This is a genomic window from Streptomyces sp. ADI95-17, assembly GCF_003846175.1.
Lineage (GTDB): Bacteria > Actinomycetota > Actinomycetes > Streptomycetales > Streptomycetaceae > Streptomyces > Streptomyces sanglieri.
Window position 1 is genome coordinate 330,431 of record NZ_ML123044.1, and the last position, 19,102, is coordinate 349,532.

Consider the following 19,102-nt stretch of genomic DNA (forward strand, 5'->3'; position numbering starts at 1 on the left):
TTCTCGTAACCTCCGAGATCGCGGTCCCAGGCCGTTGCTTGCCGGAGAACCATGGGAAAAGCCACCTGACGATGCGGCAGGGGCAAGTCGTGGGTTATCGGGTCCCCTTGGGGTCCAGGGCGTCGCGCAGCCCGTCCCCGAAGAGGTTGAAGGCCAGCACGGTGATGAAGATCGTCACGCCGGGGAAGACCATGAACATCGGGTCGTGCTCGTACGTCTCCAGCGCGTCCCGCAGCATCCCGCCCCAGGAGGCGGTCGGCGGCCGGACACCGGCGCCCAGGAAGCTGAGGGCCGCCTCGGTGAGGATGTTGGTGGGGATCATCAGCGTCGCGTAGACGGTGATCGGCGCCACCAGGTTGGGCAGCAGCTCGCGGAAGAGGATGTGCGTCCGCCCGCCGCCGAGGCTGCGCGCCGCCTCCACGTACTCGCGCTCGCGCAGCGAGAGCGTCTGCCCGCGGACGATGCGTCCGACGTAGGGCCAGCCGAAGAAGCCGATGACGGCGACGAGTACGGCGATGCGCACGCCGCTGCCGGTGAGCCCGAGCAGGTCGTCGGGGAGGACCGAGACCAGGGAGATGATGAAGAGGAGCTGCGGGAAGGAGAGCAGCACGTCCATGACCCGGCTGATCACCGCGTCCACCCAGCCGCCGAAGTAGCCGGCGATGATCCCGAAGAGGGTGCCGAGGGCGACAGCGACCAGGGCCGCCAGGAACGCCACGAGCAGCGAGATCCGGGCGCCGTAGACGATCCGGCTGAAGATGTCGCGGCCCTTGTTGGGCTCGACGCCGAACAGGTAGTCGCCGCTCACGCCGCCGAGGCTGCCCGTGGGGAGATTGGTCAGCGGGTCGAGGAGGTCCTGGTGGAACTCGTTCGGCGGGTGCCCGAACAGGTTCACGATCAGCGGTGCGAAGACCGCCACCACGATCAGGACGAGGACAACGATGCCACCCGTCAGAGCAACCTTGTCCTGCTTCAGGCGGTTCCAGGCGATCTGCTTGAGCGACCGTCCCTCGACCTTCTTCACCCCGGAGTCGACTACGGGACCGCCGGCCGCGATCGGATCCGCTTCCTTGGTCGGCTCGTGCAGTGGTGCCGTCATCGTGGCAAGGACCCCTCTCAACCGGCGGTGGCCGGGCCGAACTGGCCGCTGTGGCGGCGCGATCAGTCAGTCGTACGCAGAGGCGGCAAGACGCCCTTGCTGCGGGAGTCTTCATTGCCGTTACGACTGGTAGCCATACCGACAGGCGAATGGATGCCTAACCGTGATGCGCCCTGGGGTGTTCCGTTATCCGGACGGATGTGAACGCCCGCCGAACACAGGTCAGTTGATACGGAAGGGGGTCATGCGCGCGGATTCACGACGCATTCACCATGAGTTGTGCCGAGCACGGAAATCTCGGACATGGGCGGCCCGATGGGCCGGGGCGCGGATGAACGCGCTTTCACATTCGGGGAGTTGGTGCCTTATGGTCGCGTTCCGGATATCAGGAACGTAGGGCCGCATTCGGGCTTCCGGGAGCGAACCGCCCCTTTACGGGCGGCGGGAAGGCGCATCCGCCCGCCCGGTGCGGGGACGCGCGACCGGTGTCGGACGGGTCAGTACGCGCTCTGCGGCGGGTAGCCGTAGCCCGCGACGGGGGCCGCCGGGGCGTGCGCCTCGCGGTCGTAGAACGGGCGGGCGTTGGCCCGCAGCCACATCGCGACCGGGTCGTACTCGTCGGACATCGCGACGGTGGAGACGGGCAGCCCCTCCGGGACGGCGGAGACCGACTGCTGCATCATCGCGCGCGCCGCGTCCACCGAGGGCGGGCTCGTGTCGTAGAGGTCGAGGCCGATGGTGAGGTACGGGACGCCGAGCGCGGGCTGCACCCAGGCGCGGCGCAGCGAGCGGATCGCCGGGGTGTGGTGGGCGTTCTGCGTGAGCAGGGCGTAGAACTGCGGGATCTCGATGGCCGGCTCGGTGAGCCGGAGCGGGCCGGCGGGCATCCGGTCGAGGCCGGTGGCGATCCGGCGCAGATCCAGCCAGGGGATGCCCACACCGCCGCCGGGGGCGTGCGGGTTGAGCCAGATGCCCCAGCGGTCGGGGAAGAGGGTGCGGGCGATGTCCCGGCCGTCGACCAGCTCATGGGCGCGGTTCCAGCCGCTGGCCGAGAGCTCCTGGGCGGAGGTCACACAGGGGGCGTAACCGAGGCCGTCGACCTCCATGTTTCCGTACTGGGCGTCGGGCGAGCCCGCCTGGCCCTGCCAGAGGAGCATCCAGATCCGGCCGCCCGCGAGGGCCTGCAGCAGCGCCTCGTACGCGTCGTAGCGCCCGGGCGTCACTTGGCGCAGCATGTGCTCGACCTGCCCGGCCGCCGCGGTGCCTGACGCACTCACCTGGTCCCGCCCCTCTTCGATCCACTGTGTCGGCCCGCCGCCCCGGGCACACGGGTGCGGCATGATGCCGAGGCACCAGCCATGAAACCAGCTTATGCGCCGGTCCTGACACCGACTTGACGTCATGGGTCCGAGCGGTGTTCCCCACCGGTGCCCGGCGGCGGCCCCGCGCCGGGTTCTATATGCCCGCTCGCTGGTAGAACGGCCGGATCCGCTCCCGCATCCAGTCGCCGACCGGGTCCTGTGCCACGTCGAGCAGTACGAGATTGACCGGCCAGGGAACCTCGACCCGGCCCAGAGCGCGGCCGAGGGCGTCCATCGGGCCATTGCGCCCCGCGCCGTCCCAGGTGGAGAACTCGACGCCGACGAAGAGGACGGGGTCGCCGCCCTCGATGCTGGCCAGCGCCCGGCGGGCGGAGAGCACCACACCGCTCTCCTCGAACTCACCGGCCGCGGCGGCCAGGAAGTCGACCGGCTCCTCCTTCCAGTCCGGCTCGTACAGCCGGACCCTGCCGCCGCCGGCCGGCCCGTCCAGCGGGGTGCGCCCGGCCCGGCAGAGTTCGGCCACGGCGGGCGGCGGCAGCGGCATCCCGACCGCGCCGCCCGGGTTCACCGCGATGCCGAGCTGCGGGGGCAGTCCGCGGGCGAAGTCGCGGGCGGGCGCGACGGTGAAGGACATATGGGTGCCGACACAGGCGAGGAACTGCTGTTCGGAGCTGAAGACGGGGACGTACGGGGCGCCCTCGATCTCCACCGTCGGCAGGTCCAGCGCCCCCGAGTCGGGACCGCCGCCGTTGGGCAGCGGCACCCAGACCTGGCTGCGGCCGAGCACCTCGACGAGCCGTCCGCCCGCCTCCGGGCTGCCCACCGAGGCCATCAGCACTTCTTCGAGCTCATTGCCCGGCCATCCGCCCTGCGGATGGGACTGGACCTGCGCCGGAACGTCCACTGCTTCCCCTTCTCGCCCAAGCTTTCCGGCAGAAGATTAACGCCCGGCCCCGCGGCGGCCCCGCCCCGCGGCCCGGCTACCGGCCCCCGGGCGGCCCGGCCGTGAACTCGATCCGGGCCAGCCGCCCCGCCGCCTCCCGGTCCAGCAGCACCGCCGAACCGCACCCAGGCGGCAGCAGCCCCGTCTCCGTCGCCCGCAGCAGCCTGCCCACCGCCCTGCGGTGCCGGGCGAAGGCGTATCCCGATACACCGCGTCCGCGCTCGCGCTGGCCCTCCCGCGCGATCTCGGGCGTGACGTCGAGCAGGACCAGATGCAGCGCCCGGCCCCGGCGCCGCGCGTCCCGGGCCAGCCAGCCGCGCACCCAGGACTGTGTCCCGCAGTCGTGGACGACGACGGACTCCCCGGAACGCAGCACCCGCCACAGCCCCCAGTAGTGGGCGGCGCGGACTAGCGGGCGGTAGAGGGCGTACGGGAATAAGCGGGGCACGGACCGCGCCCAGCGGTCCCGGGTGTCCTGGGAGTCGATGGCGTGCGCCGTCGTCACCGCGCGCCGGATGAGCGTCGACTTGCCACTGCCGGGCAGCCCGGAGATCACCACCACGTCGCCCGCCGCGAAACGCAGGGCGCGCGGGCTGCGCCCGGCCCGCTCCCGCAGATCCCGCACGACGGGCGCGTGCGGGCCGGACATCTCCCTGGCCGGGGCCCCCGGCTGTGCGGGCATCGCCCCATGTGCGAACCCCGCGGTCGTCGCGTACCGCTGCAACGTCATCGCCCTCCCCCTGTCGGATCACCCCACCTATGCCCCTGAAGTGTAAAGAAAAGGTAATGCGACACAACCGTCCACGCCGGTGATTTCCGGTGGGGGACCGGGGCCCCACTCCGGCCCGATGCGTGCGATGATGGCCCGGCCAACTGCATAAAGGCCGTTCGAATCCGCGCGGGAGAGTTCCGGTCACTTTCTGTGCCGGGCGCCGAAGGAGCAAGTTCCTCCCTTGAATCTCTCAGGCCCCGTACCGCGTGGATGAGGCAGATCTGAAAAGCGGGCCGCTTCGCGGCTCCACCCAAGGTGCAAGCCGAACCCTTCCAGGGGCTCTCGGCGAACCTCTCAGGTTCCGATGACAGATGGGGAGGGATCGTCCTCGTCGTCATGCCCTGGGAGCCATATCCATGAGCACCGCCCCCCGCCTCACCGCCCTCGATGCCCTGCACCGTTCGCTGGGCGCGACCATGACCGACTTCGCGGGCTGGGACATGCCCCTGCGGTACGCCAGCGAGCGCGACGAGCACAACGCGGTGCGTACGAAGGCCGGGCTCTTCGACCTGTCGCACATGGGTGAGATCACCGTCACCGGCCCCGCGGCCGCGGGCTTCCTGAACTTCGCACTGGTCGGCAACATCGGCACCGTCGCCGTGGGCCGGGCGCGCTACACGATGATCTGCGCCGAGGACGGCGGCATCCTGGACGACCTGATCGTCTACCGGCTGGGTGAGACGGAGTACATGGTCGTCGCCAACGCGGGCAACGCCCAGATCGTGCTGGACGCGCTGACGGCCCGCGTCGAGGGCTTCGACGCCGAGGTGCGCGACGACCGCGACTCGTACGCGCTGCTCGCCGTCCAGGGCCCGGAGTCCCCCGCCATCCTGGCCTCGGTCACCGACGCCGACCTGGACGGTCTGAAGTACTACGCCGGTCTGCCGGGCACGGTCGCCGGTGTCCCCGCGCTGATCGCCCGCACCGGCTACACCGGCGAGGACGGCTTCGAGCTGTTCGTCGCCCCCGTCCACGCCGAGCGGCTGTGGAAGGCGCTGACCGAGGCGGGCGCCTCCCGCGGCCTGATCCCGTGCGGGCTCTCCTGCCGCGACACGCTGCGCCTGGAGGCGGGCATGCCGCTGTACGGGCACGAGCTGACCACGGAGCTCACCCCCTTCGACGCCGGTCTCGGCCGGGTCGTGAAGTTCGAGAAGGAGGGCGACTTCGTCGGCCGCAAGGCCCTTGAGGCCGCCGCCGAGCGCGCCGAGAGCGCCCCGCCGCGCAAGCTGGTCGGGCTGGTCGCCGAGGGCCGCCGGGTGCCGCGCGCCGGCTTCTCCGTCGTCTCCGGCGGCGAGGTCGTCGGCGAGGTCACCTCCGGCGCCCCGTCCCCGACCCTGGGCAAGCCGATCGCCATGGCGTACGTCGACGCCGCGCACGCCACGCCCGGCACCGAGGGCGTCGCAGTGGACATCCGGGGCGCCCACGAGCCGTACGAGGTCGTGGCGCTGCCGTTCTACAAGCGCCAGAAGTGACATCCGCTCACCTCAAGAAGTGACGCAGTCGCGTCTCACACCGTAAGACCACCGTTCATCAGCACTCCCCCGCGTACAGGAGAATTCAGGTCATGAGCAACCCCCAGCAGCTGCGTTACAGCAAGGAGCACGAGTGGCTGTCGGCCGTCGAGGACGGTGTGGCCACGATCGGTATCACCGAGCACGCGGCCAACGCGCTCGGCGACGTCGTCTACGTCCAGCTCCCCGCGGTCGGTGACACGGTGACCGCGGGCGAGACCTGCGGTGAGCTGGAGTCGACCAAGTCGGTCAGCGACCTGTACTCGCCGGTGACCGGCGAGGTCACCGAGGCGAACCAGGACGTCGTGGACGACCCGTCGCTGGTGAACTCCGCTCCCTTCGAGGGCGGCTGGCTGTTCAAGGTACGCGTCACGGAGGAGCCGGCCGACCTGCTCTCCGCCGACGAGTACACCGAGTTCTCCGGCAACTAAAGACCCCAAGGGACCACCTGATGTCGCTTCTCAACTCCTCCCTCCACGAGCTGGACCCGGACGTCGCCGCCGCTGTCGACGCCGAGCTCCACCGTCAGCAGTCCACCCTCGAAATGATCGCCTCGGAGAACTTCGCTCCGGTCGCGGTCATGGAGGCCCAGGGCTCCGTCCTCACCAACAAGTACGCCGAGGGCTACCCCGGCCGCCGCTACTACGGCGGCTGCGAGCACGTCGACGTGGTCGAGCAGATCGCCATCGACCGCATCAAGGCGCTCTTCGGCGCCGAGGCCGCGAACGTCCAGCCGCACTCCGGTGCGCAGGCCAACGCCGCCGCGATGTTCGCGCTGCTCAAGCCGGGCGACACGATCATGGGCCTGAGCCTCGCCCACGGCGGTCACCTGACCCACGGCATGAAGATCAACTTCTCCGGCAAGCTCTACAACGTGGTCCCGTACCACGTCGACGAGACCGGCGTCGTGGACATGGCCGAGGTCGAGCGTCTGGCCAAGGAGTCCAAGCCGAAGCTGATCGTCGCCGGCTGGTCCGCGTACCCCCGTCAGCTGGACTTCGCCGCCTTCCGCCGCATCGCGGACGAGGTCGGCGCGTACCTGATGGTCGACATGGCGCACTTCGCCGGCCTGGTGGCCGCGGGGCTGCACCCCAACCCGGTGCCGCACGCCCACGTCGTCACGACCACCACGCACAAGACCCTCGGCGGTCCGCGCGGTGGCGTCATCCTGTCGACGCAGGAGCTCGCCAAGAAGATCAACTCGGCGGTCTTCCCGGGCCAGCAGGGCGGCCCGCTGGAGCACGTGATCGCGGCCAAGGCGGTCTCGTTCAAGGTCGCGGCGACCGAGGAGTTCAAGGAGCGCCAGCAGCGCACCCTGGACGGCGCCCGCATCCTCGCCGAGCGCCTGGTCCAGCCGGACGTCACCGAGGTCGGTGTCTCCGTGCTGTCCGGCGGTACGGACGTCCACCTGGTCCTCGTCGACCTGCGCAACTCGGAGCTGGACGGCCAGCAGGCCGAGGACCGGCTGCACGAGCTGGGCATCACGGTCAACCGGAACGCCATCCCGAACGACCCGCGGCCGCCGATGGTCACCTCGGGCCTGCGGATCGGTACGCCGGCCCTGGCGACCCGCGGCTTCCAGACGGAGGACTTCACCGAGGTCGCGGAGATCATCGCCGCCGCCCTCAAGCCGTCGTACGACGCGGACACCCTGAAGGCCCGCGTCGTCGCGCTGGCCGAGAAGTTCCCGCTGTACCCCGGCCTGAAGTAGTCCGGACACGTTCCGGTAACACGTTGGGGCGGGGCACCGCGCACACTGAACTGTGAGCGCGGTGCCCCGTCCCATGCCCCCGCCCTCCGGGCCGCCCGGCCCGTACCGCACCACCCGGCAGACAACGACGTCTACCAACCCCTTGAGGAGTCACCGTGGCCATCTCGGTCTTCGACCTGTTCTCGATCGGCATCGGCCCGTCCAGCTCCCATACGGTCGGCCCGATGCGCGCCGCCCGGATGTTCGCGCGCCGGCTGAAGAACGAGGGGCTGATCGCCCACACCGTCTCGATACGCGCCGAGCTGTACGGTTCGCTCGGTGCGACCGGTCACGGCCACGGCACCCCCAAGGCCGTGCTGCTCGGCCTGGAGGGCGAGTCGCCGCGCACCGTCGACGTGGAGTCCGCCGACGACCGGGTGGAGCAGATCCGCTCCACCGGCCGGATCAACCTCCTCGGCATGCACGAGATCGACTTCGACGCCGACGAGCAGCTGATCCTGCACCGCCGCAAGGCCCTCCCCTACCACGCCAACGGCATGACGATCCTCGCCTTCGGCCACGAGGGCGAGCTGCTCCTGGAGAAGACGTACTACTCGGTCGGCGGCGGCTTCGTCGTCGACGAGGACGCGGTGGGCGAGGACCGGATCGTGCTCGACGACACCGTGCTCAAGCACCCCTTCCGCACCGGCGACGAGCTGCTGCGGCTCGCCCACGACACCGGGCTGTCCATCTCCTCGCTGATGCTGGAGAACGAGAAGGCCTGGCGCACCGAGGACGAGATCCGCTCGGGGCTGCTGGACATCTGGCGCGTCATGCAGGCCTGTGTCTCGCGCGGCATGTCCCGCGAGGGCATCCTGCCCGGCGGCCTCAAGGTCCGCCGCCGCGCCGCGAACACCGCCCGCCAGCTGCGGGCCGAGGGCGACCCGCAGGCCCACGCGATGGAGTGGATCACCCTCTACGCGATGGCGGTCAACGAGGAGAACGCGGCGGGCGGCCGGGTCGTCACCGCCCCCACCAACGGCGCCGCGGGCATCATCCCGGCGGTCCTGCACTACTACATGAACTTCGCGGCCGGCGGCGCCACCGAGGCGGAGAAGGAGGACGGCGTCGTCCGTTTCCTCCTCGCGGCCGGGGCCATCGGCATGCTCTTCAAGGAGAACGCCTCCATCTCCGGCGCCGAGGTCGGCTGCCAGGGCGAGGTCGGCTCCGCCTGCTCCATGGCCGCGGGCGCCCTCGCCGAGGTCCTCGGCGGCACCCCCGAGCAGGTCGAGAACGCCGCCGAGATCGGCATGGAACACAACCTGGGCCTCACCTGCGACCCGGTCGGCGGTCTGGTCCAGATCCCGTGCATCGAGCGCAACGGCATGGCCGCGGTGAAGGCCGTCACGGCGGCGAAGATGGCGCTGCGCGGCGACGGCAGCCACAAGGTCTCCCTCGACAAGGTCATCAAGACCATGAAGGAGACCGGCGCGGACATGTCCGTGAAGTACAAGGAGACGGCGCGCGGCGGGCTCGCGGTGAACATCATCGAGTGCTGAGGGAGCGGTCCCGCCCCGCCCGACAGGTGCTCAGGGCAGTTGCCGGCCGCGCAGGGTCACCCCGTACCTCGTGCGCAGGCGGTCGATCTCCCACCAGGCCACGGCCGAGACCGAGGCCGGCCCGCCTATCACGGCGCAGAGCTGGATGAGTGGCGGGCCCGGCGGCATTCCGCTCATGAGCAGGTTGACGGCCGCCAGTTCCCACACCAGCACCCCGGTCAGCAGGGCCGGGAGCGTGGCATGCACCTCGGAGGTGCCGAACACGGTGCGGATCAACGTCCTGGAGGCGAACAGCACGAAGAACAGCATCCACAGCACCGGGGCGGTCAGGGCGAGCGTGATGAACGGGGTGAACCAGTAGGCCTCCAGGCTCTGGCCGATGACGACCATGACCGTGGCCAGCAGCGGCACCGACGTGAGCGCGCCGAAGTACATCAGGGCCGAGCGCAGCGCCGGGCGCAGACGGGTGCGCATGCCCGGTCGCGCGGCCTCGGGTGCGATCCGGAACAGGACCAGGATCACCAGCGGCGCGGTGAGCAGCAGCAGCCACGGGGTGAAGGCGAGCCGGAGCGCGTACTGCTCCTGGACCTCCGCGAAGTCCGCCGCGGTGCCGTAGACGAGAAGGATCAGGAACGACGTGGCCAGCGCGGCCCAGGCCCTGACCTGCTGCACGCGCATCACCTGCGGGTCCACGATGCGGCGGTGGGCGTGCGGGGGGAACCTCAGGTGCGCCTGCCGGCGGGCCGTGCGGGCCAGCGGGTAGGCCAGGCCGAGCATGAGCACGGGCCAGAAGCAGCACACCAGCAGGGCCCACACGCACCCGTGGATGGGCAGTGCCCGCAACACCTCCATCAGCGGGGGCCAGTCGCCGTCGCGGAACTGCTGCCACAGCGAGCGGTGCGGGACGTACGGGCGGTAGGGCGGCGGGCCCTGGGGCGGATAAGGCCCGGGGTAGGGATACGGCCCTGGCTGCGGGGGCACGCCCGGTGGTGGCGGTGGCTGCCCGTTCGGCCGCCACGACGGGTCGTACGGATTGTGTCCCCCGAAAGTCACGCCGTTCTTCCTTCCTGAACTGTGCGGCGGGTGTGCCGCGGAACCGATCTTGGTGAATCTCCGTCAGCAGTCAACCCTCCGTACGAGGGCCGCGCATCGAGAGATACGTGTCTGCCCGGCAATCGCCCCGGAATCGCCCTGCCCCCGGCCCGGCCGGGCTGGCAGGATCACCGCATGGGATCCGTGTACGCACTCCTGGTGGGCATCGACGACTATCCGGACAAGCCGCTGGGCGGTTGCGTCAACGACGTGGCGGAGGCGGAGGGTTGGCTCCGGCAGCACGGCGGTCCCGATCCCCGGATCCTTCCGCTGCGCGACAGGGAGGCGACCACGGCGGCGGTGGTCGACGGCATCAGGAGGCATCTGGGGCGCAGCGGTCCGGGCGACACGGCGCTGTTGTGGTTCAGCGGGCACGGCAGCGAGGACGAGAGCGACGATCCCCGTACGGCGACCGGGCGCAGTCAGGCGCTCGTCTGCGCCGACAGCCTGGACGCGGGCGGTCAGCCGCTCCAGGACACCGAACTCGGGGCGCTGCTGGACGAGATCGCGGCGCGCGGCGCGCATGTGGTCGCCGTGCTCGACTGCTGCCACTCCGGCGGGGCCACCCGCAAGCCGCCGCCCGGTGCGCGCTCGCGCCAGGTGGCCTGGCAGCCGTGGTGGCGTACGGACCGCAGCAGGGCTCCGCGCGGTGCGGGTGCGCAGGACGCCGAGCCGCTTCGTCATGTGCTGCTCGCCGCGTGCCGGGAGCAGGAGGTCGCGTACGAGGCGCTGGTCGACGGCGAGCAGCGCGGGTACTTCAGCCATTCACTGGTGCACGCGCTGCGGCGGCTCGGCCCGGCGGCCACGTGCGGGAAGGCGCACGCGCTCGCCGAGGAACGGGTGCGCAGCCGGCATCACGCGCAGCACCCCGAACTGCGCGGGCCGGAGCATCTGAGCTTCCTGCACGGCGACGCGCTGCCCGTCCCCTCGTTCCTGCTCCGGCACACGGTCTCGGGATGGGAGGTCAACTGCGGCCAGGTGCACGGACTGCGGTCCGTGGGAGCGGAGTTCACCCTGGCCGAGGAGACGGACGACGGGCGGTCCGGCGGGCCGCGGGTGGTGGTCGTGCGGGAGGTGCGCCCCGAGTCGGCGCTGGTGGAGCCGGCCGGCTGGACGCCGGGGCGGGTCGATCTCACCACGGTGCACGGGGTGAATCCGTCGGCGCTGGCGTTCCCGCCGGCCGCGGTGACGGTCGTCGGCGACCCGGCGGCCGTCGCGATGATGTCGGCGGCCGTGGCCCGTGCGCCGATGCTGTCCACCGGCGGGCCGGGACTGCCGCTGCGGCTGGAGGCCGGGGGCGGCGTGGCCCGGGTGACCGGGGGCGACGGGCATCCCGTCGACCTGCTGCCGCTCCGGTCGTCCGACGATGCCGCCCGGGTGGCCGACTGCCTTTCCCACATCGCCCGTTGGCATCGGCTGAAGGACCTCGCCAACCCCGACCCGTGGCTGTCGTCGCTGGTGCGGGTGACGGTCGAACCGCTGGTCGGTGACCTGTGGCACACGGCGACGGGCGAGGTGGTCTGCTCATACACGAGCAGCGGGCAGGAGCCCCAGGTGCGGGTCCGGGTCCACAACGACTCCCCGCGCACGCTGTGGTGCGTACTGCTGAATCTGGCGGACGACTACGAGTCCTCGCCCGCCCTGTTCGAGGGCGACTTCGTGGCGCCCGGACACGCGGGCACGGCACGGCAGGGCGAGCCCGTGTGGCTGCGGCTGCCGCCCGGCCGTCTCCTGGCCCGGGGTTCGTTCGCCCGGGACTGGCTGAGGCTGATCGTCGCGGAGAACGAGCTGAACGTGGCCCCGTTCCGGCTGCCGGCCTGGTCTCCGGACGCCCCTGGCCCGGGGCGCGGCAATGTGGGTCCGCAGGGCGGGGACGCGGGCGGTCTGCTGCGGATCGCTCCGCCGCCGGTCGGCCGGACCGCGGGCGGTCCGGTCCGGGACGTGGGCCGGTGGGGCACCGTCGCGGTGCCGGTGCGCACCGTACTGCCCTGACCTCACCAGCCGAGGTGGGTGAAGCCCGCCCAGCCGGTCGGGTCGGTGGCGTCGACCAGCGGCACGCGGGCCACCATGTCCGCGGGCATTCCGGCCGGCGTCCTGCGCCCCTGGTCGAGCATCCACAACTGGGCGTCGCGCAGGGCCTGTCCGGGTGTCCGGCCCGCCCGGCACATGAAGTGGTGGGTCATGTACATCAGTACGGACGTGGCCGCGTCCGGCACCGGCCACAGGGAACCGAGCACCGAGCGTGCGCCCGCGACGAGGAACGCGGTGGACAGGCTGTACGCCTCGTCGTAGCCGTGCCCGGACACGTTGGTGCTGCAGGCGGCCAGGACGACGAGTTCCAGGTGGGGGTAGCGGGCGGTGCCCTCGGTCAGTTCCTCGGCGTTCAGGTTTCCGCCGGACAGCTTGAGGTACGCGCTGTTCCGCCGGCCCTGGCGCACCTCGCCGTGGCAGGCCAGGTGCAGCACTCCGCCGCGCTGCCGGCCCAGCCAGTCGGTCACGGCGGCGGGCGTGGCGGTGCCGGGGCCGAGGAGTTCGCCGTCCGGGTAGAAGGTACGGAAGATGGCCTCGGCCTCCTGGCCGGCGTGGAAGAGGTCGCGGGTCGGGTCGCCGACGACGAGTGCCTGCCGGGTGTCCGCGGCGGGCCTGGTGGCCACCTCGCACAGCAGGCGGGCGGAGGGTGCGTACGAGATCTCCGCCTGGTGGCATGCGTACTGCCGGGTACCACGGCGGTCGGGCAGGCGCGCGGCGTGCCAGGGTACGACGCCCAGTTCGGCCATCGGCACCAGCACCATGGCCGGGACCCCGCCCGGGCTCCGGCCCCGGGAGACTTCCTTGAGCAGCGGCGCCATCACCGCCCTGCCCGCCCAGTCGCACAGCCGCTCCAGCGCGATGCGGCCCTCGTCCCGGGCGGACGGCCGCGGCCGGGGCGGGGTCGCGGTGGGGGGTCCGCCGGCGGTACGGCCCGGGGCTCCGGCGGCCCGGTAGCCGGTCAGCTCGTCGGCGGTGACGGTGAGCCGGGGCAGTTCGAGTGCCCTGGCCGTGCCGTCGGCGGAGACGATCAGCGCCGTGCCGGGCACGCCGTCGCCGCCGGGCATCAGATAGACCAGCGCGGTGCGGCCCATGGCACGCAGCGCCCGGCCGATGTCCGTGAGGGTGGGGACGTCCAGCAGCCGCCGCCGGTGCGGGGACGCGGCGAGCGCCTGGAGGACGCGGCGTCGGAGCCGGCTGGAGGGGCCGGAGGCGGTGGGCGCGGTGGTGGGGGCGGTTCCGGGGGCCGGTTCGGGTGCGACGCCGCCCGCCGCCCGCCACTCGTCGGCCGGGCCGGACTGCCCGAGGGCGTCCAGCATGTCGGGAACGGTGGCGGCGACGGTCGCCGCGTGCAGGACAAGGCCGCGTCCGGCGTCCAGGGCTCGTACGGCGTCGTCGTGGGCGCCGTCGGTCAGGCACCAGCGGGCCACGCCGAGCGCCTGCTCGCCGGCCCGGCGGCCGGTCTCGGCGGCGTGCACCGTACCGGACTGGAGGAGGACGCTCCAGGTGGCGGCGCGCATCGCGTCCAGGCCGATCCGGCGGGACTCGGCATGGTTGAGGCGGGTGGCACGGGTGTTGAACACCTGGTTGTCGCCGCGGAACCGGTAGCCCGAGGCCAGGGCCATCCCGATGGTGTTCCACAGCGGGTGCGCCGGGCCGCCGGCCAGCCGCAGGGTGTGCTTCAGCCAGGAGATGCCCTGGTCGAGGTGGCCGGGGCGGTCGGTGCGCGGGACCGACGCCATTCCGCCCAGCGCGCAGTGGGCGGAGCCGAGCGAGAGGGCGTTGCGAATCCAGCGGTCGTCGTCGGGTTCGAGGAGGTCCAGGGCGTCCCGGAGCAGTTGGGTCGCCTCGACGACCCCTCGGGCGTTGCCGGCGAACATGGCCCGGCTGACGCTGCTGATGCCCGCCTCGCCGAGCCGGTCGATCTGTCCCTCGCGCGGCAGCAGCGCGATCTGCCGCCGTACTTCGCCGATGTCGGGGGTGGCCATCATCGCGGAGTGGTCCGGGAAGACGCCCCCGGTGCTCCGGCCCCGCAGGATCTCCAGGTTGGCCCGGGCGATGTCGAGGTTGGCCTCCAGCCCGACCCGGTCCATGTGGTCGGGGGACAGCCGGGCGACGACGGCCTCCAACTCGCCGACCTGCTGGGCGAGCGCGTCCGCGTCCTCGCTCCGGACGGCCTGGTGTCCACGGAACACGGCGAGCTGCCCGTCGAAGGCCAGGCGCGTCCCGGTGTCGAAGGCCGGCGAGTTCCGCAGCCGCGCCAGGTCCTCCACGGCCGAGTCGAAATCGTCCTCGCCGCCTCCGACCTGGGCGAGGTGGGCCCGGAGTCCGGCGTGGGTCGCATCGAGCGCGTCGCGTTCCCGGCTGCCGGCCGGGAAGGCGTCGCGATTCTGCTCGATCTGGGCGATCGCCGCCTCCATCTCGGCGGGCGTCTCGATCCGTTGCAGTCCGGACATGCTGTTCGTGGCGACGACCGTCGCCTTCCAGCGGCCCTCCGGTCCGTGGGCCTCGGCCTCCCGCAGGAGTTCGTCCACCTCGTCCGGGCTTCCGACCGACTGGTGCCAGCGCAGCGTCGGAAGGACGACGAGGATCTGTCCGGCACGCATGCCGGACAGCAAGGTCCCGTGCTCCAGGGCCTGCCAGTCGGTGTACAGCCGCTCCCACGCCTCGCCGGCCGTGTCGCAGCCGAGCCGGTCGAGTACGAGATCGGCGGCGCGGGTGAGGTCCTGGGCGTCGGTCCTGGCATCGAGGAGCGACTGCTGGATCTCGTAGGTGAGGGCCTGGAGGTCGTACGGCTTCCCCGGCATGTCTAGCGCATCCATTCCTGCTGTCGTGGCGCGGCCTGCGTGCGGTACGGGGCGAGGACACCGTTCAGCCACCGTTCGCCCTCATCGGTCCCGAAGTCGATCCGGGGGGCTCCGGTGGGTTCGAGCGGTGGTGTCTCGCAGCGGTCCTCGAACAGGACGGCCACCCGGTCCGCGGGTTCTCGTTTGGAGGGCCAGACGAAGCCCTGCGCCCAGGGCGCCGTCCTGCGGCGGATCCAGTGGCCCCAGTCGCGGGTCTGCGGGTAGTCCGCACCTTCGGCGTGCACGAGCCACGAGTCCTGGGCGACCGCCGCCAGGTCCCTGCCGGACATCAGCGGCACCACGTCCACGTCGGTGGCCAGGCGCAGGAAGGACAGGCTGCGGCGCTCGAAGGCGGCTCGCGGGAGCAGGCGCGTGCCGCCGTCGCCGCCACCGTCGAAGGGGAGCGAACGCAGCAGTACCTCGCACACGGCGGCGCCGACGCCGAACCCGACGTACAGGTAGCCGTACTTCTCGTACGGGGTGCTGTCGAAGCGTCCGCCGTAGTAGAAGGCGTGCGCGGGCTCGGGGTTGAAGGCGACCGGGTCGCGGTGACTGCTGTGGACGCGGTGGACGGGGGTGCCGGCGGGCAGGGTGACACGGCCGGGCTCGCCGGGCAGTTCCTCGGGGGGCGGGTACTTGGGCACGGCCTACCACTCCCCGCCCGTGACGGTCAGCGCGCGGGCGGCGCCCAGGAGTTCGGGGTCGCGGCCCTGTCCGAGAAGGCCGGCCGGCGGGGCACCGGTCCACGCGTTCGCGGAGAGCCACCAGTCGGCGGCGCCCCAGGGATCCCGGTCGGCGCGGAGCACGTCGCCCACCTCCAGGACGACCTCCCACGGCATGTCCCCGGCCTCGAACTGGAAGGCGGGCAGCCGCCGTTCCCCGTTCTCACGGGTCAGGACGATCAGCCGGGGGTCGACGGGGCCCGTCCCGCGCGGGCTCGACGCCGGGGCCCGCAGCAGTCGTTCGCGCACCGGGCCCAGGAGCGGGCCGACCATCGGGTTGCCGTCGATCACGAGCATGCAGAGGTCCATGGCGTCGTAGCCCTCGTGGACTGCGGACGGGGAGGTGCCCGCGAACCGTGCCGTGGAGCCGTCGCCGCGCAGTCGGTCCGCCTCTTGTTCCGGGAGGGCGGCGAGCACGGTGCGCACCGCGCGGTCCGCCGCGCTCCGGTCGGCCCCTTGGTCGTGGGTCCGAAGGCCGGTGCGGATCTCGGCCAGCGGCGCGCGCAGCGCCTGGTGTGCGCCGGGACCGAGAAGCGGCCCGAGCCGGGACCAGTCGGCCGCGACGGCGGCGAGCATCATGAAGGGATTCACCCGCACCCACGTCCTTTCTGTTCGCGTGATCCGGTCCGTTCACGAGGCGCGGCCCCTTCGCGGGGTCCGGTCCGGCCGGGACGGCCACCGGCGAGTACGCCCGTCGGCGGGTCCGCCACCGGTGGTCTGCGGACGATCGGCACCAGCCGCTCCAGGCGGACCGTCCTCACCTCCCGCAGCACCTCCTGCGGCACCTCCCGCGGCACCCAAGCAACGTCGAACGGTCCGGCGCGAGTTGGCATGAGCCCATGATCGTGCGCCGGTCACGGCATCACAAGGTGCGCCCGGCCGTCCGCCCACGCTAGCCGCCGGAGGGAGGCCCGTCGGGTCGGCGACGGGGCGTCACCGGGTCGTCATCGGGTCGGCGCGACGGGCGCGAGCGCCCTCCCGGTGCGCGCCGCGCCCCGTGCGCGGCGCATCCGGCGGACGGGCGCCGGTCCCGTTCAGCTCAGGTGTACCGGCAGCGAATCGATGCCGTAGACGATGGACAGCTTGCGGAAGGCCAGGTCCTGGGGCGGGACCGCGAGCCGCATCCCGGGGAACCGCCTGGCCAGGGCCGGGTAGGCGGTTCGCAGTTCCATCCGCGCAAGTTCGGCGCCGATGCAGCGGTGGATGCCGTGGCCGAAGGCGAGATGGCTGCCCGCGGGGGTGCGGTGCGGGTCGAAGCGCCCGTCGTCGCCCATGTACCCGGCATCGCGGTTGGCGGCGCTCAGCGAGCAGAGCACCATGTCGCCCTGCGGAATGACCACTCCGCCTATCTCTATGTCCCGGCGGGCGAACCGGGGGAAGGCGATCTGCACCGCCGAGAGGTAGCGCAGCACCTCCTCGACGAAGGGTGCGGTCATGGCGTCGTCATGCCGTATTCGGTCGAGCACGTCCGCGTTCTGCAGCAGCACCAGGGAGCCCAGGGCGATGGTGCTGGCGGTCGTCTCGAACCCGCCGGTGAGCACACCGTCGGCGAGGCCCGCGAGTTCCTCGTCGTCGACGTTGTCGCCGTGCTCCCGCACGATCATGCCGAGCAGGCCGTCGCCCGGCTTCTCGCGCTGCGCCTTGACGACGTCCCTGAAGTACGTCAGCGACTCCGACATCGCGCCGAAGGGCGCGGTCGTCCCGGCGAAGAGGTCGAAGCGGTCCATGGCGAGCTGCTGGAAGTCGTCACGGTCCTCGTACGGCACGCCGAGCAGTTCGCAGATGGTGAGGGAGGGGATCGGCAGCGCGAACTCCTGCACCAGGTCGACCGGACCCCGGGCGGCCGCCATCGCGTCGAGGCGTTCCTCCACGATGGCGTCGATCCTGGGGCCCAGCCGCCGCAGCCGGCGCATGGTGAACTCCGGGGTGAGGATGCGGCGCAGCCGGGTGTGAACCGGCGGATCGTTGAAGCCGAGCCCGCCGGGACTCTGCTCGGCGGCCACTCCGGCGTTCGTCGCGAGGTGGGCGAAGTCGGTGCTGAACCCGTCGGCCGAGCCGAGGACGGCCTTCGACTCCTCGTAGCCGCTGACCACCCAGGCGTCCATGCCGAACGGCAACGAGACCTTGTGCACCGGCCGCTTCGCCCGGGTCCTGGCCAGTTTGTCCACCGGGTCGAGGCCGTCTCTGCGCAGCATCATCAGCAGGTCGTCGGGGAGCAGCCTGACCGTGGATGAGCCGATCCCGTACTTCTGGATCCTGGACAGGTAGCTGCGCCCGATCCGGGCGGTGATACGAGAGCGGAACGTCGTAGTCAATCTGCACTCCAGGAGTCGTCGCGCGGTCCGCACGCACGGTGCGGACGTGAAACAGCTGTGCAGCAGGCGCGGAAGTGGATAGTGGCCGGCGGCGACACGGCTTGTGCCAAACGGCATTCTGTCTCAGAGCGTGAGGAAGCGGCGCCCCGGCGGCATCGGATCCGACTTGTGACGCCCGGTCGGCCGGTGACGGTCTCCCCCGGCGCCCTGCGGTCTTCTGCGCGAACCGCAACTTTATGCTGAAGGGCATGGACGGCCTGCACGGCAGGTTCTCCGGCAGCCCTCCGACCGATGTTTTCCTCATGGAGCCGAAAGCGAAAGGGGCTGGACCCGAAGTGGCGGACGACCTTCCGCTCCGCGTGCTCGAACGGCTGCGTGCCATCGACTGGAGCGACGACTCCGCGGCATACGAGCACGCGAATTCGCGCGCTCTGCTGATGCGTGAATATCTGCGCCGTGCGGCCGGCTGGGCCCGGGCGTACCGCGCTGAGGAGTCATGGCCGTTCTTCGACATCACGGAGCATGTCGCCCCCGAGGTCCGGACGCCGTCCGATGTCGCCGCCGAACTGGAAGCGGTGCTCACCGGCCTGGCTCCGTCCTCGCTCAGGAAGACATGCCGGGGCGCCGTCCGGTGGGCCGTGCTGCGGGGCGCCGGAGGCGAGTTGTCCGGAGATCTGCCGGATGACCCCTATGAGCCGCTCCTGCTCATGTACGAGCGCGGTGGTGGTTACTTCGTCGAGGAGTTCATCGACCTCAACGGCGCGATGCTGCGGATGGGGACGGTGGAGAGCAACCTCTCGGCCCGTCCTTTCCGCACGCTTGGCCCCGCGACCCTCGACGCCCTGGACGCCGAGGGCGAGATCACCTACTTCGCGAAGATCCGCGAAGGGCGTCCGCGGGCAAGCGGCCCGCGCGGCATCGTCCGGCGCCGGGTCGACGACGGCCGGACGTACGACGAGGCATTCACACGCGACCTCCGCTGGGAGCCGACCGATTGCCTCCGGCTGCACGAACTCGGCCACAACGAGACCGACCATGCCGGAATCACCGAAATCGAAGCCGCCGCATTCATCGAACTCGCGGTCGCGCGCACGGCATGAAGGCCGGCCGACGATCTTCGGGGCTCCGTCGCGCCGGAGGGCTTCCGTCTCCGCGATCCGGCCGAGCGGTCCGCTCCCGCACCTCGTCGCCCGTACCGTGATT

Annotated in this window: 15 protein-coding genes and 1 riboswitch; of the genes, 6 read left to right on the forward strand and 9 right to left on the reverse strand. The window is 71.7% G+C overall.

The window, feature by feature from the left end:
• Positions 1-94 precede the first annotated feature (94 nt).
• The 4 genes from EES42_RS01395 to EES42_RS01410 all read right to left on the reverse strand — a co-directional run bounded on the left by EES42_RS01395 (position 95) and on the right by EES42_RS01410 (position 4,094).
• Positions 95-1,099 carry an ABC transporter permease gene (locus EES42_RS01395; protein ID WP_124716258.1) on the reverse strand — a complete coding sequence of 335 codons (1,005 nt, stop codon included), beginning with the start codon at positions 1,097-1,099 and terminating at the stop codon, positions 95-97.
• Between the two features lie 497 nt (positions 1,100-1,596).
• Positions 1,597-2,376, reverse strand: a complete 780-nt coding sequence (locus EES42_RS01400; RefSeq protein ID WP_124716259.1) for an enhanced serine sensitivity protein SseB C-terminal domain-containing protein — start codon at positions 2,374-2,376, stop codon at positions 1,597-1,599.
• Positions 2,377-2,554: 178 nt separating this feature from the next.
• Positions 2,555-3,325 carry an enhanced serine sensitivity protein SseB gene (locus tag EES42_RS01405; protein ID WP_124716260.1) on the reverse strand — a complete coding sequence of 257 codons (771 nt, stop codon included), beginning with the start codon at positions 3,323-3,325 and terminating at the stop codon, positions 2,555-2,557.
• Positions 3,326-3,401: 76 nt separating this feature from the next.
• Positions 3,402-4,094 carry an AAA family ATPase gene (locus tag EES42_RS01410; protein ID WP_124716261.1) on the reverse strand — a complete coding sequence of 231 codons (693 nt, stop codon included), beginning with the start codon at positions 4,092-4,094 and terminating at the stop codon, positions 3,402-3,404.
• 159 nt (positions 4,095-4,253) lie between these two features.
• Positions 4,254-4,351, forward strand: a riboswitch (glycine riboswitch).
• 141 nt (positions 4,352-4,492) lie between these two features.
• On the opposite strand from EES42_RS01410, the gene gcvT reads away from it, so the two are divergent.
• The 4 genes from gcvT to EES42_RS01430 all read left to right on the forward strand — a co-directional run bounded on the left by gcvT (position 4,493) and on the right by EES42_RS01430 (position 8,896).
• Complete coding sequence (gcvT, locus tag EES42_RS01415) at positions 4,493-5,608, forward strand: glycine cleavage system aminomethyltransferase GcvT (RefSeq protein WP_124716262.1); 1,116 nt, start codon at positions 4,493-4,495, stop codon at positions 5,606-5,608.
• Between the two features lie 92 nt (positions 5,609-5,700).
• Positions 5,701-6,078 (forward strand): glycine cleavage system protein GcvH, encoded by a 378-nt coding sequence (gene gcvH / locus EES42_RS01420; RefSeq protein ID WP_124716263.1) that lies wholly within the window; start codon positions 5,701-5,703, stop codon positions 6,076-6,078.
• Between the two features lie 20 nt (positions 6,079-6,098).
• Positions 6,099-7,358 (forward strand): serine hydroxymethyltransferase, encoded by a 1,260-nt coding sequence (gene glyA / locus EES42_RS01425; RefSeq protein ID WP_124716264.1) that lies wholly within the window; start codon positions 6,099-6,101, stop codon positions 7,356-7,358.
• A gap of 155 nt (positions 7,359-7,513) precedes the next feature.
• Positions 7,514-8,896, forward strand: a complete 1,383-nt coding sequence (locus tag EES42_RS01430; protein ID WP_124716265.1) for an L-serine ammonia-lyase — start codon at positions 7,514-7,516, stop codon at positions 8,894-8,896.
• 30 nt (positions 8,897-8,926) lie between these two features.
• On the opposite strand, the gene EES42_RS47220 is transcribed toward EES42_RS01430, so the two are convergent.
• A complete protein-coding gene (locus EES42_RS47220; RefSeq protein WP_124716266.1) occupies positions 8,927-9,949 on the reverse strand; it encodes a hypothetical protein in 1,023 nt (340 codons plus the stop codon).
• A gap of 174 nt (positions 9,950-10,123) precedes the next feature.
• Between EES42_RS47220 and EES42_RS01440 the strand changes: the two genes are divergently transcribed.
• On the forward strand, positions 10,124-11,980 hold the full coding sequence (locus tag EES42_RS01440) for a caspase family protein (RefSeq protein WP_124716267.1): 1,857 nt from the start codon (positions 10,124-10,126) through the stop codon (positions 11,978-11,980).
• Between the two features lie 2 nt (positions 11,981-11,982).
• On the opposite strand, the gene EES42_RS01445 is transcribed toward EES42_RS01440, so the two are convergent.
• The 4 genes from EES42_RS01445 to EES42_RS01460 all read right to left on the reverse strand — a co-directional run bounded on the left by EES42_RS01445 (position 11,983) and on the right by EES42_RS01460 (position 17,899).
• On the reverse strand, positions 11,983-14,823 hold the full coding sequence (locus EES42_RS01445) for a CHAT domain-containing protein (RefSeq protein WP_124716268.1): 2,841 nt from the start codon (positions 14,821-14,823) through the stop codon (positions 11,983-11,985).
• 2 nt (positions 14,824-14,825) lie between these two features.
• On the reverse strand, positions 14,826-15,506 hold the full coding sequence (locus tag EES42_RS01450; RefSeq protein ID WP_124716269.1) for an RES family NAD+ phosphorylase: 681 nt from the start codon (positions 15,504-15,506) through the stop codon (positions 14,826-14,828).
• A 3-nt stretch (positions 15,507-15,509) separates the two neighbouring features.
• On the reverse strand, positions 15,510-16,175 hold the full coding sequence (locus EES42_RS01455; RefSeq protein WP_124716270.1) for a hypothetical protein: 666 nt from the start codon (positions 16,173-16,175) through the stop codon (positions 15,510-15,512).
• Positions 16,176-16,618: 443 nt separating this feature from the next.
• Positions 16,619-17,899, reverse strand: a complete 1,281-nt coding sequence (locus tag EES42_RS01460) for a cytochrome P450 (protein WP_241196194.1) — start codon at positions 17,897-17,899, stop codon at positions 16,619-16,621.
• Positions 17,900-18,234: 335 nt separating this feature from the next.
• On the opposite strand from EES42_RS01460, the gene EES42_RS01465 reads away from it, so the two are divergent.
• The gene (locus tag EES42_RS01465) at positions 18,235-18,999 is read left to right on the forward strand and encodes a hypothetical protein (RefSeq protein WP_241196195.1); all 765 of its coding nucleotides are present in this window, start codon (positions 18,235-18,237) and stop codon (positions 18,997-18,999) included.
• Positions 19,000-19,102 lie beyond the last annotated feature (103 nt).

Bases quoted from the DNA above. Each gene is read 5' to 3' on its own strand.
- EES42_RS01395 (WP_124716258.1), bottom strand. From the start codon at position 1,099: ATGACGGCACCACTGCACGAGCCGACCAAGGAAGCGGATCCGATCGCG.
- EES42_RS01410 (WP_124716261.1), bottom strand. From the start codon at position 4,094: ATGACGTTGCAGCGGTACGCGACGACCGCGGGGTTCGCACATGGGGCG.
- gcvT (WP_124716262.1), top strand. From the start codon at position 4,493: ATGAGCACCGCCCCCCGCCTCACCGCCCTCGATGCCCTGCACCGTTCG.
- gcvH (WP_124716263.1), top strand. From the start codon at position 5,701: ATGAGCAACCCCCAGCAGCTGCGTTACAGCAAGGAGCACGAGTGGCTG.
- glyA (WP_124716264.1), top strand. From the start codon at position 6,099: ATGTCGCTTCTCAACTCCTCCCTCCACGAGCTGGACCCGGACGTCGCC.
- EES42_RS01440 (WP_124716267.1), top strand. From the start codon at position 10,124: ATGGGATCCGTGTACGCACTCCTGGTGGGCATCGACGACTATCCGGAC.
- EES42_RS01445 (WP_124716268.1), bottom strand. From the start codon at position 14,823: ATGCCGGGGAAGCCGTACGACCTCCAGGCCCTCACCTACGAGATCCAG.